15 protein-coding genes are annotated in these 12,499 nt (G+C 72.6%); 3 read left to right on the forward strand and 12 right to left on the reverse strand.

The genetic code is table 11. From position 1 onward, the window contains the following. Positions 1 to 2: 2 nt before the first annotated feature. On the forward strand, positions 3 to 578 hold the full coding sequence (locus ISP_RS15985; RefSeq protein WP_013224907.1) for a TetR/AcrR family transcriptional regulator: 576 nt from the start codon (positions 3 to 5) through the stop codon (positions 576 to 578). Here ISP_RS15985 and ISP_RS15990 read toward each other — a convergent pair. The 3 genes from ISP_RS15990 to ISP_RS16000 form a co-directional block, all read right to left on the reverse strand. Further along, positions 575 to 934, reverse strand: a complete 360-nt coding sequence (locus tag ISP_RS15990; protein ID WP_013224908.1) for a hypothetical protein — start codon at positions 932 to 934, stop codon at positions 575 to 577. The two genes, ISP_RS15985 and ISP_RS15990, sit on opposite strands and share 4 nt — an antisense overlap. A 288-nt stretch (positions 935 to 1,222) precedes the next feature. Next, positions 1,223 to 2,707 (reverse strand): CoA-acylating methylmalonate-semialdehyde dehydrogenase, encoded by a 1,485-nt coding sequence (locus tag ISP_RS15995; protein ID WP_013224909.1) that lies wholly within the window; start codon positions 2,705 to 2,707, stop codon positions 1,223 to 1,225. Positions 2,708 to 2,748: 41 nt separating this feature from the next. Further along, positions 2,749 to 3,618 carry a Cgl0159 family (beta/alpha)8-fold protein gene (locus ISP_RS16000; RefSeq protein ID WP_013224910.1) on the reverse strand — a complete coding sequence of 290 codons (870 nt, stop codon included), beginning with the start codon at positions 3,616 to 3,618 and terminating at the stop codon, positions 2,749 to 2,751. 137 nt (positions 3,619 to 3,755) lie between these two features. Here ISP_RS16000 and ISP_RS16005 point away from each other — a divergent pair, with 137 nt between their 5' ends. Then, complete coding sequence (locus ISP_RS16005) at positions 3,756 to 4,532, forward strand: GntR family transcriptional regulator (RefSeq protein ID WP_013224911.1); 777 nt, start codon at positions 3,756 to 3,758, stop codon at positions 4,530 to 4,532. A 60-nt stretch (positions 4,533 to 4,592) separates the two neighbouring features. Here the strand turns inward: ISP_RS16005 and ISP_RS16010 are convergent, their stop codons facing one another. The 8 genes from ISP_RS16010 to ISP_RS16045 all read right to left on the reverse strand — a co-directional run bounded on the left by ISP_RS16010 (position 4,593) and on the right by ISP_RS16045 (position 10,787). After that, entirely contained in the window at positions 4,593 to 5,168 is a 576-nt protein-coding gene (locus tag ISP_RS16010) for a hypothetical protein (protein WP_013224912.1), read from the reverse strand. Between the two features lie 13 nt (positions 5,169 to 5,181). Continuing rightward, positions 5,182 to 6,321 (reverse strand): zinc-dependent alcohol dehydrogenase, encoded by a 1,140-nt coding sequence (locus ISP_RS16015; protein WP_230468934.1) that lies wholly within the window; start codon positions 6,319 to 6,321, stop codon positions 5,182 to 5,184. A gap of 68 nt (positions 6,322 to 6,389) precedes the next feature. Next, complete coding sequence (locus tag ISP_RS16020) at positions 6,390 to 7,580, reverse strand: PP2C family protein-serine/threonine phosphatase (protein WP_013224914.1); 1,191 nt, start codon at positions 7,578 to 7,580, stop codon at positions 6,390 to 6,392. After that, on the reverse strand, positions 7,580 to 8,635 hold the full coding sequence (locus ISP_RS16025) for a SpoIIE family protein phosphatase (protein ID WP_013224915.1): 1,056 nt from the start codon (positions 8,633 to 8,635) through the stop codon (positions 7,580 to 7,582). The genes ISP_RS16020 and ISP_RS16025 overlap by 1 nt, the downstream gene beginning before the upstream one ends. Continuing rightward, positions 8,632 to 9,054 carry an ATP-binding protein gene (locus ISP_RS16030; RefSeq protein ID WP_013224916.1) on the reverse strand — a complete coding sequence of 141 codons (423 nt, stop codon included), beginning with the start codon at positions 9,052 to 9,054 and terminating at the stop codon, positions 8,632 to 8,634. The genes ISP_RS16025 and ISP_RS16030 overlap by 4 nt, the downstream gene beginning before the upstream one ends. Beyond that, complete coding sequence (locus ISP_RS16035; protein WP_013224917.1) at positions 9,044 to 9,427, reverse strand: STAS domain-containing protein; 384 nt, start codon at positions 9,425 to 9,427, stop codon at positions 9,044 to 9,046. Before ISP_RS16035 ends, ISP_RS16030 begins: the two co-directional genes overlap by 11 nt. Beyond that, a complete protein-coding gene (locus tag ISP_RS16040; RefSeq protein WP_013224918.1) occupies positions 9,424 to 10,287 on the reverse strand; it encodes an STAS domain-containing protein in 864 nt (287 codons plus the stop codon). The genes ISP_RS16035 and ISP_RS16040 overlap by 4 nt, the downstream gene beginning before the upstream one ends. A 74-nt stretch (positions 10,288 to 10,361) precedes the next feature. After that, complete coding sequence (locus ISP_RS16045) at positions 10,362 to 10,787, reverse strand: MarR family transcriptional regulator (RefSeq protein WP_013224919.1); 426 nt, start codon at positions 10,785 to 10,787, stop codon at positions 10,362 to 10,364. A gap of 185 nt (positions 10,788 to 10,972) precedes the next feature. Here ISP_RS16045 and ISP_RS16050 point away from each other — a divergent pair, with 185 nt between their 5' ends. Next, positions 10,973 to 12,190, forward strand: coding sequence for a PP2C family protein-serine/threonine phosphatase (locus ISP_RS16050; protein ID WP_013224920.1), 1,218 nt, complete (start codon positions 10,973 to 10,975; stop codon positions 12,188 to 12,190). A gap of 13 nt (positions 12,191 to 12,203) precedes the next feature. On the opposite strand, the gene ISP_RS16055 is transcribed toward ISP_RS16050, so the two are convergent. Beyond that, positions 12,204 to 12,494, reverse strand: a complete 291-nt coding sequence (locus ISP_RS16055) for a hypothetical protein (RefSeq protein ID WP_013224921.1) — start codon at positions 12,492 to 12,494, stop codon at positions 12,204 to 12,206. Between the last annotated feature and the right edge of the window lie 5 nt (positions 12,495 to 12,499).

Raw genomic sequence — 12,499 nt, forward strand, 5'->3', positions numbered from 1 at the left:
CGATGACGACCGGATCGGTCAGCTCCCGCCGCGCGGACACGCGGCGCAACCACGAGCGCATCCTCGTCGCAGCGGCGGCTTCGCTGGCCGACACGGGCGAGGTCTCGTTCAACGCGATCGCCAAGCAGGCCGAGGTCGGCGTCGGCACGGTCTACCGGCACTTCCCGACGCCGGAGGCGCTGATCCTGGCGGTCTACCGGCGCGAGGTCCGGCACATCGTGGAAATCGTGCCGGTGCTGCTGGAGAAGCACGCCCCGGACGAAGCCTTCCGCGTCTGGGTGACCGACCACGTCGCCCACTACATGATGACGAAGAAGGGGCTGGCGGACGCGCTGCGGACCGCGACGGCGTTCCGGGGCGAGCTGCCGGGCGACGCCTACGAGGACATGCTCGGCGCGGTGTCGGCGATGCTCGAAGCCAACGTGGCGGCCGGGACGGTCCGCCCGGGCCTGACCCCGGTGCTGGTCATGCGGGGACTGGGCGGCCTGCTGTGGCTCGACCCGGAGGGGGACTGGCAGGGCGATGCGGCGGAGCTCGCCGATCTGCTCTGGCACGGGATGGCCGCGCAGCCGGGTTAGGCGTCGCCGTCGAGGTGGACGGTCACGGTGACCCGGCCCTTCGCGTCGCGGCGCGCGACCGCGTGGCCGGTGCGGCCGGTGTCGTCGAGTTCGAGGGTGAGCGGGGCGCCGTCGCCGGTGAAGTTGCGCCACCACGACTTCGCCTCGGGCATCATCACGCCGATGGTGACGACCTCGCCCGCCCGCCGGTAGCCGACCGGAGTGCTGAAGGTGCGCCCCGACCGCCGGCCCGTGTAGGTGATCTCGGTGAGGCGGCGCCGGACCACCGGTCCCAGGCGCGGCGACGTCCGGAGCGCCCCCACGCAGGTGTTGAAGCGGTGGACGGCGTTCTTCGGGAACGGGACTCGGTACCCCACGGTGGCCTCCTTGGGCGGGCTGCCGCCACGGTACCGGAAACCGGAGAAGAATGTTCCGGTTGCGATGGGGTGCGCGCCCGCTGCTGGGGCCACGCGGAGGCGATCGGGTCCTGCCGTGCGAGCGGTTGCCGGCCATCCCGACACGGACGCCGACTTCGTGGTGCGCGTGACGTGCGGCAACGCGCTGGTCGACCGCGGCGAGTGCGTCGAGGAGCTGCTGGAGGCGCCGAAGGTCTGGATGGAGGCGTTGCCGTTGCTCGGCCCCCGCGGCGCTCGACCGCGTGGGGTTCAGCTGGAGGTGGGGAAGGTGAAAGCGGTCTCCGAGTGTGGCCAACGGGTGGTGACGACCTTCGCGCGGGTGTAGAAGCGGACGCCCGCCGGGCCGTGGATGGGGCTGTCGCCGATGAGGGAGTCCTTCCAGCCGCCGAAGGAGTAGTACGACATCGGGACCGGGATCGGGACGTTGACACCGATCATGCCGACCTTCACTTCGCGCTGGAACTTGCGTGCCGCTTCGCCGCTCGCGGTGAAGACGGCGGTGCCGTTGCCGTAGGGGTTGGCGTTGATGACGGCGATGGCTTCGTCGAGCGTCTCGGCGCGGACGATCGCCAGCACCGGGCCGAAGATCTCCTCGCGGTAGGCGTCCATTTCGGGGGTGACGCCGTCCAGCAGGGACGGGCCGACGAAGAAGCCTTCCTCGTGGCCTTCGACCTTCAGGTCGCGGCCGTCGACGACGACCTTGGCGCCTTGCTCCGCGCCGCGGGCGACGGAATGCACCACGCGCTCGCGGGCGGCCTCGGTGACGACCGGTCCCATGTCGCTGGCCGGGTCGGTGCCGGGGCCGACCTGCACCTCGCGGGCCTTGCGTTCGAGGATCTCCACCAGCTTGTCGCCGGCCGAACCCACGGCCACGCCGACGGAGATTGCCATGCACCGCTGGCCGGCCGAGCCGAACGCGGCGGCCGTGAGGTGGCCGGCGGCGTACTCGAGGTCGGCGTCGGGCAGGACGACGGCGTGGTTCTTCGCGCCGCCGAGGGCTTGGACGCGCTTGCCCGCCGCGGTCCCGCGTTCGTGGACGTACTTGGCGATGGGCGTCGAGCCGACGAAGGACACCGCCGCGATGCCGGGGTGGTCGAGGATCGCGTCGACCGCGGTCTTGTCGCCGTGCACGACGTTGAAGACGCCATCGGGCAGCCCGGCTTCGGCGTAGAGCCGCGCGACGAAGTTCGAGGCCGACGGATCGCGTTCGCTCGGCTTGAGGACGAAGGTGTTTCCGGTGGCGATGGCGATCGGGTGCATCCACAGCGGCACCATGATCGGGAAGTTGAACGGCGTGATCCCGGCGACCACGCCCAGGGGCTGGCGGAAGTCGTGCACGTCGACGTCGCGGGAGACCTGGTCGGAGAAGCTGCCCTTGAGCGCGTCGGCGATGCCGCAGGCGTATTCGACGACCTCGCGGCCGCGGACGATCTCGCCGCGGGCGTCCTCGATCACCTTGCCGTGTTCGGCGGAGATGATCTTCGCGAGCTCGTCTTCGTGCCGCACCAGCAGCTCGCGGAAGGCGAACATGACCTTGGTGCGCTGGGACAGCGACGAGTCACCCCAGGACTCGAAGGCCTTGCCGGCGGCCGCGACCGCGGTGTCCACATCGGACGCTTCGGCGAGGAGGACCGACGCTTGCCGCTGTCCGGTGGCCGGGTCGTAGACCGGTGCCGTGCGGGTCGAGCCCGCCGGCGTCGCGGTGCCGTCGATCCAGTGTTCGATGGTGTTCACGGGGTTCCTTCGGGTAGTGGCGCGGGTGCGGTGGGGCGGGTTCACAGCAGGCTCACCGCGGTGTCGACGGCCTTGGCGACGTCGCCGTCGTGGGGGTAGAGCAGCGAGCGGCCGACGACCAGGCCCTGCACCGTCGGCTGGGTCAGGGCCCGCTGCCAGGCGGCGAAGGCCGCATCCGGGTCTTTCACCTCGCCGCCGAGCAGGACGGCCGGCAACGTCGAGGACGCCAGCACGCGCTCCATGTCGTCCACCACCGGGAGCTTGAGCCACGTGTAGGCCGAGGAGCGGCCGAGGCCGGCGGCGATCGTGATCGACTTGATGACGGCGCCGGGGGAGAGGTCGTTCTCGACGCGCCCCTCGGTCCACGTCGACAGGAACGGCTCGACCATGGCGATCAGCTTGCGGTCGGCCAGCTCGTTGATCGCCTTCGCGGTGTTCTCCAGGACGCCGGGCGTGGCCGGGTCTTCCAGGCAGATCCGGGTCAGGGTCTTGCCGCCGTCGAAGCGCATCCGCTCGATCGCTTCCGCGTCGTAGCCGGCGAAGCGGTCGTCGATCTCGAAGCTCGACCCGGCCAGCCCGGTGCGGTTCATCGACCCGATCACCGTCTTGCCGTCGAGTACGCCGAGCAGCAGCAGGTCGTCGATGACGTCCGCGGTCGCCAGGACGCCGGTGACCCCCGGGCGTTCCAAGGCCAGGCACAGCCGCTCCAGCAGCTCGCCGCGGTCGGCCATCGCCGACGGGTTGCCGCCCACCGCGTTCGCCCCGCGGGCGGGGTGGTCCGCCGCGATGATCATCGTCCGGCCCTTGTCGTTGAACGGCGACTCGGCGCGGATGCGGTTCGCGGCCGCCTCGGCGATCGCGCCCGGGTCGTGCACGCGTTGGGCGACGATGCGCCGCAGCACGTCGGTCACAGGCCCGCTCCCCGCTGGATCTCCGGACACGCCCTTCGTGCCTCTGCCGGCGACGATTCCAGCGGGCCAGGACTTTGTCAAGACATATGGACAACACGTCATCCCAACAGGTGGCGTGGAGGCGGTAGGCTGCGCGGATGAGCAAGCCGGACGTCACCTTCCCGGCCTGGGACGCGGGGCGCGAGATCGTCCTGGATCCGGGCAGCCCCGAGCCGCTGTACTTCCAGGTGTCCCGGCAGCTGCACGCCGCGATCCAGGACGGCAGGCTGCCGGCGGGAGCGCGGCTGGGCAACGAGGTCGACCTCGCCGCGAGGCTGCGCCTGTCGCGGCCGACGCTCCGCCAGGCGATCCAGACGCTGGTCAACCAGGGCCTGCTCGTGCGGCGGCGCGGGGTCGGCACGCAGGTCGTCCGCACGAAGGTCGCCCGGCCGCTGCGGCTCAGCAGTCTCTTCGACGACCTCGCCGGGCTGGGCGCCAAGCCGGAGTCGGCGGTGCTGGTCAACCGGGTCGAGGAGGCCGGCGCCGAAGTGGCCGAGCTGCTCGAAGCGCCCGGGCTGACGCACGTGCGGCGGCTGAAGCGGCTCCGCTCGACCGAGGGTGAGCCGCTCGCCTTGATGAACAACTACCTGCCCGACGGCGTCCTCGACCCCGGCGACGACGAGCTGCGCGAGCGCGGGCTCTACCAGCTCCTGCGGTCGGCGGGGGTGCGGTTGCACGCGGCCGAGCAGAACATCGGCGCCCGGCTCGCGACCGAAGAGGACGCGGAACTGCTGCAGGAGGAGCCGGGGGCGGCGTTGCTCACCATGCAGCGCACGACCTACGACGACGCCGGCCGGGTGGTCGAGTACGGGTGGCACGTGTACCGGGCGTCCCGCTACACGTTCAACCTTTCGCTCACCAACGGGCCTCAGTAGGGGAGCGGACCACCGGCCGCGACGGCGGGCGCGAAGAGCCCGCCGCCGCGAGCCGGGCGATCAGCCGCGCCGCCACCGCAACAGCTTCCGGGCCGCCGAATACGCCAGGCCGGCCGCCAGCACCCACGGGCCGGCGATGATGATCGGGTCCGCCAGGTGGTGCTTGACGTCCGCGCGGTTCTTCCCCGCCCGCGAAGAAAAGCCGTGCCGGGTGAACTCGCTCAGCACACCGGTCTCGGTGACCGGGTTGTCCGGGCGGAGCGTGGCGAACGAGCGCAGGTGGCTCTCCCAGGCGTCCACCCGGTCGGCGGCCAGCAGGAGGAGCCAGTGCGCGGCCCGCCCTTCGCTGTACTTGCGGTAGGAAAACCGGCGCAGGGCACCGGAAAGCCCCTTCGGGGGACAGGACGTCCCGAAGACCGGGGTCAGGAACTCGTGCTCGATCGAGCGTTCCCTCGGCCACTTTTCCGGCTGCCGCTCGGGAAACTCCCAGTGCGCCCCGGTCTTGTCCTCCTGCCACTGCAGCTTCGGCACCGACGGCCGGACCTTCGGGTCCAGGTCCGCGCCCCAGCCCGGGATCCGCGCGCGCAGGCTGTCGCTCGACTCGGCGATCGGCGGCCGCTCCGACGTGTAGGTCATGGTCGTTCCTTCCTCAGCCGGCGTTGGGGACGATGAGCGGCTTGATGCAGCCGTCCAGCTTGGCCGAGAAGATGTGGTAGCCCTCGGCGATGTGCTCGAGCGGGATGCGGTGGGTGACGATGTCGCTCGGCTTCAGGTAGCCGTTGCGGATGTGCTCGAACAACCGTGGCCACTGCCGCTTCACCGGGCACTGGTTCATCCGCAGCGTGAGGCCCTTGTTCATCGCGTCGCCGAACTTGACGGCGCTGAACATCGGGCCGTAGGCGCCCATCACCGAGATCGTGCCGCCCTTGCGGACGCTGTCGATGCACCAGTTGAGCGCCACCGGTGAGCCGCCCTGCAGCTTCAGCTTGGCCGAGGTGACGTGCTGGGTGAGGTTGCCGTCGGCTTCCGCGCCCACCGCGTCGATGGCGACGTCGGCGCCGAGGTGGTCGGTGAGCTTCTTGAGGTGCACGACGATGTCGTCGTACTCGGTGAAGTTGTACGTCTCGGCGTGGGCGAAGCTGCGCGCCTTCTCCAGCCGGTTCTCCAGGTGGTCGACGACGATCACCCGGCCCGCGCCCATCAGCCACGCCGACTTCGCCGCGAACAGGCCCACCGGCCCGGCCCCGAACACCACGACGACGTCGCCCTCGGCGATTTCGCCGAGCTGGGCGCCGAAGTAGCCGGTGGCGAGCGCGTCGGTGAGCAGGACGGCGTCTTCGTCGTCCAGCCAGTCCGGGATCACCGCGGGCCCCACGTCGGCGAACGGCACCCGGACGAACTCGGCCTGCCCGCCGTCGTAGCCGCCGCAGGTGTGGGAGTAGCCGTAGATGCCGCCGACGGCGGTGGCGTTCGGGTTGACGTTGTGGCAGTTCGAATACAGCCCCCGCGCGCAGAACCAGCACGTGCCGCAGAAGACGTTGAACGGCACCATGACGCGGTCACCGCGTTTCAGGTTCTGCACGCCGGAACCGATTTCCTCGACCACGCCGATGAACTCGTGCCCGAAGGTCATGCCGACCCGCGTGTCCGGCATCATCCCGTGGTACAGGTGCAGGTCCGAACCGCAGATCGCGGCCAGTTTCACCCGGACGATCGCGTCACCGGGATGCTCGATCGCCGGGACGTCCTTCTCTTCGACGCGGACCTTGTACGGCCCGCGGTACACCATCGCACGCACAGCGCCTCCTTCCGACGGGTCGTCGGCGCATACCCGGGTCCGGTGGGGCTAACCGCGGCCTACGACGCGGCGGTCCGGCGCAGCGCGAGGACGACCGTGTCGTCGGCGTGCAGCACCACGTCGTGCATCCGGGTCACCAGCTCGCGCGGCAGGCCCGCCACCGGCCGGATCCGGTGGGCCTCCGCCAGCTTCAGCAGCCGGGACTGGCCTTCGTCGACGTCCTTGCGGCTCTCCACCAGGCCGTCGGTGTAGAGCAGCACCGTGTCGCCCTCGGCCAGGACCACGTCGACCAGTTCGCGGCTGCCCGGGTCGGGGAAGCCGACCCCGCGGCCCGGCAGCGGCGCCGGCAGCAGCCGCGCCGGCTCGGCCGCCGTGACCAGCACCGGCTCCGGGTGGCCGCCGTTCGCGAACCGGGTGCGGCCGGTGGCCGGGTCCACGCGGGCCAGCAGCACCGTGGCCATCAGGCCCGGCTCGATCGCGGCCAGGGTGTGGGACGCGTGCGCGATCAGGTCGCGGAACGGGTGACCCTCCAAGGCGAGCGTGCGGATCGCGTGCGTCACCGTCAAGGCGTGCCGGGTCGAGGTGACGCCGTGGCCGACCGCGTCGACCAGGGTCACGTGGACCTGGCCGTCGGGGAGGACGAACCAGTCGTACAGGTCGCCGCCGGTGGGGGAATCCTGGTCGGTCGGCGAATAGTGGACGGCCAGCTCGAGGCCCGGCACCACCGGCGGCCGCGGGCGCAGCGCGTCCTCCAGCTCGCGGAAGATGGCCGCGTGCGCCCGGCGGAGCTGCTCGTCGCGCTGTTCTAGCTCGACGTACATCGCCAGCACGCCGCTGTTGGTCTCCGCGAGTTCGTGCTTGAGGTCCCGCTGTTCGTGGGCGAGGGTGTCGGCGCGGGCCACCAGCGCCAGCATCTCTTCGCGCGTCGCCCGGTCGTCGTCGGGGTCGGCAGGGGCCGCCGGCTCGCCGCCGGTGAGGTGCCAGGTCAGCGTCCGGCCGTCGCCGCGCTCGGGCAGCAGCGGCAGGGCGTTGCGGCTGCCCTGGCCGACGGCGTGGTCGAGCTGCACGGTGACGGCGAGCCGCCGGTCCGACGCCGCCGTCGCCACGTCCACCGTTTCGCCCGCGGTGAGGGCGGGCTCGGCGAGCAGCGTGACGGCGAGGACCAGCCGCCCGCGGTCCTCGGCGGGCACGCCGGCTTCGGTGCAGGCCGTGCGGAGGCGGCGCCGGATCCGGGCCAGGTCGGGGCGCATCAGGCGGACCGGTCCGCGCTGAGGGCGAGCATCGCCGCGTCGTCGCGGGCGTTGCGGTGCCGGTGGGCGAGGTCCGCGGCGAGCAGGAGCAGGTCCGGGGCCCGGCCGGGAACGCGCCAGCCGGTGCCGACGCCGTCGGTGTGCAGGACCACGACGTCGTCATCGGCCAGCGTCAGGTGCCGGACCGGCGCCGAGGGCAGGGTGAACCCGACGATGCCGGGGGTGCTGAGCAGCAGCCGGGACGGCCCGGCGCCGAGGCTGGCGCCGCTGACGTTGCCGACGCCGCAGAACTCGAGCCGCCGCGGCGCGATCCGCACGAGCGCGACCGCCGCGCCGCGGGTCGTGCGCAGCGCCCGGTGCATGTTCGTCAGCTGGTGCGACAGCGGGCGGTCCGGGTTCTCGGTGAACACGCGCAGCGCGGCCTCCGCGGCTTCGGCGGCTTCGGGGCCGTGGCCGAGCCCGTCGGCGACGACCGCGGTCCGGCTGCCGGTGACGTCGGCCAGCGCGATGGCGTCCCCGCAGTACTCCTCGCCGTCGCGCGGCAGGCGGAAGTGCCCGATCGCGCGGCGGGGCGGTGGCACGGCGGGGTCGAGCAGGCGGGCGGCGGCGAGGGTGCCGGTCGCGGGCGAGGACGTGATCCGGAACTCGGCCGCCATCCGCTTCACCGCGCCGAGGCCGGTGCCCATCGTGGCGGTGGTCGTGTTGCCGTCGACCAGCCAGTGGTCGAGGTCGGCCATGCCGGGCCCGTCGTCGGCGGCCAGCACGTCGACGCCGCGCCCGGTGAGCGTGCTGTGACAACCGGGGCACTGCCCCGGGCCGGGGGCTTCGCCACCCGGACCCCCGAAAAGCGAGGGCTGCACGAACACCGAGCCGCCGCCGGTGTGCTTGTCGATGTTGCCGGCGAGCTCGGCCGCCACCACCGCGGCGCGGTCGGCGAGCACGCCCGCGAACCCGGCCTCGTGCGCGGTTTCGCGGGCGACGCGGGCGGCGGCGTACCCGGCGCTGGGGTGGTCGACGCGGATCTGGCGCGTCAGGCCGGCGACGGTGGCGGTCATGTCTTCCAGCGGACGACGGTGACGGTGGTGCCGCGGCCGGGCGCGGTGTCGAGGTCGAACTCGTCGACGAGCCGCCGGGTGCCGCCGAGGCCGTGCCCGAGGCCCGCGCCGGTGCTGAAGCCGTCGGTCATCGCCTGGTCGACGTCGGCGATCCCGGGCCCTTCGTCGCGCACCCGGAGCCGGATCCCGAGCCGCCCGGCCGGGTTCCGCGCGGCCTCGACGGTCATGGTGCCGCCCCCGCCGTGGATGTAGGCGTTGCGGACCAGCTCGCTGGCCGCGGTGACGATCTTCGTCTGGTCGACGATCGTGAACCCGGCGGCGACCGCGGCCGCCCGCACGGCGTGGCGGGCCGCGAGGAGGTCTTCTTCGACGCGGACGGGGTGCTCGCCGGAAGGGACGGTCCGCTCGTCAGAACGCATGGGGCGCTTCTTCGGCGGGACGGCGCCAGCCCAGCAGTTCCATGGCCTGTTCCGCGTTGAGGGCGGTCCGGACGCCGGTGAGCTGGAGCCCGAGCTCGGTCAGGGTCAGCGCGACGGCCGGGCGCATCCCCGCCACGATCATCCGCGTGCCGAGCAGCCGCCCGATGCCGGCCAGCTGCATGAGCACGCGGGCGACGAAGGAGTCGATGATCTCCAGCCGGGAGATGTCGATGATGACGCCGCGGATGCCTTCGTTCGCGATCCGCGTGGTCAGCTCGTCGGTGAACGCGAGCGCGGTCTTGTCGTCCAGGTCGCTCAGCAGGCCGCCGAGCAGGATGTCGCCGAGCCGCAGGATCGGCACGCCGGTGTTCACCCGGTCACCGCCCCCGGGCGGCCGCTGTCGCCGAGCAGCTGCATCGCGGTCGCCAGCGCGTCGGCCAGCGAGCCGCGGGTCACGATGTGCGAGAGGTCGATGCCCAGCTGGGTGATGGTCTGCGCGATCGACGGCCGGATGCCGCTGATCACGCACTCCGCGCCCATCAGCCGGACGGCGCTGACGGTCTGCAGCAGGTGCTGCGCGACCGCGGTGTCGACGGTCGGGACGCCGGTGATGTCGATGATCGCCACCCGCGCCTCGTTGGCCTGGATCGACTCCAGGAGGCTGTTCATCACGACCTGGGTCCGGGCGCTGTCGAGGGTGCCGATCAGCGGCACCGCGAGGACGTGGCGCCACAGCCGCACGACGGGCGTGGACAGCTCGAGCATCTGGCTGTGCTGCTCGCGGATGATCCGCTCGCGACCGGCGGAGTAGACCTCGAAGGTCAGCACGCCCGCGCTGTCGAGCAGCTCGTTGACCAGCAGCGCGGCCCGGTAACGCAGGGCGGAATCGTCGGTGTGCCGCTCGATCGAGCTCAGCATCGTGCGCTTGAGCGCGAGGATCGCCATGGCGGTGGCCGACGGCTGGGCGCCCGCGCGGGCCCGGCGCTCAGACAGCGACGTCAGCGCGTCCCGCACCGCGTGATCCTGGTCGACGATCCGGGACACCGGGAGCGTGCCGCCCAGCGCGGCCCGGAGGGCGTCCAGCAGTTCGACGGCCTCGCGCCGCAGCTCCTGCCCGCTTCGGTCGCCTTCGCGCGGCTCCTGCCCCGCCCAGTCGCGGGCCAGCGTGGCCCGGTCTTCCTCCAGCATGCGCGCCAAGACCGTGCGGACCTGGCTGTCGTCCGTGCCCAGCACCGACTTCTCCTCCGGTGTTCGGGGCGCGCTCTGCTGTACGCCGACCTGATTATTGCCATATAACAACAGTTGTATCAGGAATGCAAATCCGGGGGGTCCCCGGCCGCGTCGGCCAGGGCCCGGTACTCCTGCAGCCCGGCGGCGAGCGCGCTCCGGCCCGCCGGGCTCATCTTCGCCAGCAGCGCCTGAACGCGGTCCCGCCGCCGCGCCCGCAGGTCCTGCAGGTAGGCGCGCCCGCGGTCGGACAGCCGCAGCGTCAGCTCCCGCCGGCTGCGCGCGCTGGGCAGGCGTTCGAGGAACCCGACCGCCTCCAGCCGGTCGCAGAGCCTGCTGACCAGCGGCGGCGTCGAGCCCAGCTGCTCGGCCAGCTGCCGCAGGTTGACCCCGTCGTGGCGATCCAGCGCGACGACCGCGCGCAGCTGCGACACCGACAGCGGACGCGGCGACACGTCCCGCTCGCCCTCGACCACCGCCTCCAGGAGGCGGGCGAGGTCCGACACGGCAGCTGTCCCGTCCGGGCCGGGCTGCTCGCGGGATCGATCCACGGCGTCCACTCTGGCATCCCTATGCTGAACCGGCAGCACAGCTCACGCGACTCGCCGTGGACCGGCGCGCCGGAGCGGCGCAGACTCGACAGAACCGACCCGGCGCCGGCGCGGGCGGACCCGTGAGCAGGAGGCAGGCGTTGGACAGATCCCTGGCGGTGGAGCGTCTCCTGCGTGACGTCCCGCCGCACGACCTGCCCGGTGCCCTGCGCTCGGGACTCGGCGAGCACTTCGGCACGCTGGCGGTCGAGCTGCTGATGGCCGACTACGCACTGACCGAACTCTGCCAGGTGGGCGAGCAGCCCTACACGGCGGAGCCGATTCCGGTCGACGGGACGACCCCCGGGGCGGCCTTCCTCACCCAGACGGCGACGTTCACCCGCGACGGCGACCAGGTCACCGGCTTCCTGCCGGTCAGCGTCCGCGGCGACCGGCTCGGCGTCCTGGCCGTCACCCTGCCGGGCGAACCCGAACCGCCGGTGTGGGCCGAGCTCCAGCGGTTCGCCGAAGCGGTGGCCCACGAGCTGTTCGTCGCCGACCGCGACACCGACCTCTACATCCAGGCGCGGCGGTCTTCGCGGCTGACGCTGGCCGCGGAAATGCAGTGGCAGCTGCTGCCCGGGCGGGCCTGCACCCGCCCCGAATTCGCGCTCGGCGGCCAGCTGGAGCCCGCCTACGCCATCTACGGGGACTGCTTCGACTGGTCGGCGTCCGCCCGGAAGCTCGCGGTCACGCTGATCAACGGCATGGGGGAAGGCAGCGAAGCGGCGCTGCTGACGAACCTCGCGGTGAACGCGCTGCGCAACGCCCGGCGCGCCGGGATCCCGCTCGACGCCCAGGCCGAACTCGCCGACCAGGCGCTCTACGCGCACTACCGCGGCGCCGAGCACGTGGCCGCGCTGCTGCTGGAGTTCGAGCTCGCCACCGGTGCGGTGACCGTGGTCGACGCCGGCTCGCCGCGGCTCTGGCGGCTGCGGGACGGGAAGGCCGAGCGGATCCTCTTCGACGAACAGCTCCCGCTCGGCACGTTCGACGGCACGATCTACACGCTCGAAGGCTTCCAGGCCGCCGACGGCGACCGGTTCGTCTTCGTCAGCGACGGCGTCTACAACGCCCTCGGCCCGCACGGTGAGCGCTACGGGGACCGGGAGCTCGCCGAGGCGGTGGCGGCGACGGCGGAGCTGCCGGCGGCGCACGTGCCGGGCGCGGTGCTGCGGGAGCTCTCCACCCGCCGCCACGGCAGCCAGGCCGAGGACGACGCGATGGTGGTGTGCCTCGACTGGTTCGGCTCGACGCCGTTGTCCGGCACCGGGAACGGACCGGCGGTGACCGTGCGGCGCACCGACGCGGACCGGTAGCGCCGGACCGGGATCAGGCGGCCGCCGAGGGCTGCCGCGCGCGGGGGACTGCCCGGCCGGCGCTGGTGACGGCGGCGAGCACTTCGTCCGCGTCGAGGGCCGGGTCCCACAGCTCGCAGCCGGCGACGTGGGCCAGCTTGCGCCGCCGGTGCTGCGGGGTGTCGGTGAGGGCGACCTCGGTCGGGCGGCCCTTCTTGACCGCGTGGACCGCCCGGGTCACGAGGATCGCCTCCTGGCGGGTGGTGCCGAGTTCCGCGGCCGCGGCGAAGATCCGCTCCGCCGCGGCGCGCGCCTTGTCGTTCATCTTGC

This window comes from Amycolatopsis mediterranei, assembly GCF_026017845.1.
Lineage (GTDB): Bacteria > Actinomycetota > Actinomycetes > Mycobacteriales > Pseudonocardiaceae > Amycolatopsis > Amycolatopsis mediterranei.

Coding starts and splice junctions, on each gene's coding strand:
- ISP_RS16010 (WP_013224912.1), bottom strand. CDS start 5,168: ATGACCTACACGTCGGAGCGGCCGCCGATCGCCGAGTCGAGCGACAGC.
- ISP_RS15985 (WP_013224907.1), top strand. CDS start 3: ATGACGACCGGATCGGTCAGCTCCCGCCGCGCGGACACGCGGCGCAAC.
- ISP_RS16030 (WP_013224916.1), bottom strand. CDS start 9,054: ATGCGTTCTGACGAGCGGACCGTCCCTTCCGGCGAGCACCCCGTCCGC.
- ISP_RS16025 (WP_013224915.1), bottom strand. CDS start 8,635: ATGACCGCCACCGTCGCCGGCCTGACGCGCCAGATCCGCGTCGACCAC.
- ISP_RS16020 (WP_013224914.1), bottom strand. CDS start 7,580: ATGCGCCCCGACCTGGCCCGGATCCGGCGCCGCCTCCGCACGGCCTGC.
- ISP_RS16005 (WP_013224911.1), top strand. CDS start 3,756: ATGAGCAAGCCGGACGTCACCTTCCCGGCCTGGGACGCGGGGCGCGAG.
- ISP_RS16015 (WP_230468934.1), bottom strand. CDS start 6,321: ATGGTGTACCGCGGGCCGTACAAGGTCCGCGTCGAAGAGAAGGACGTC.
- ISP_RS16055 (WP_013224921.1), bottom strand. CDS start 12,494: ATGAACGACAAGGCGCGCGCCGCGGCGGAGCGGATCTTCGCCGCGGCC.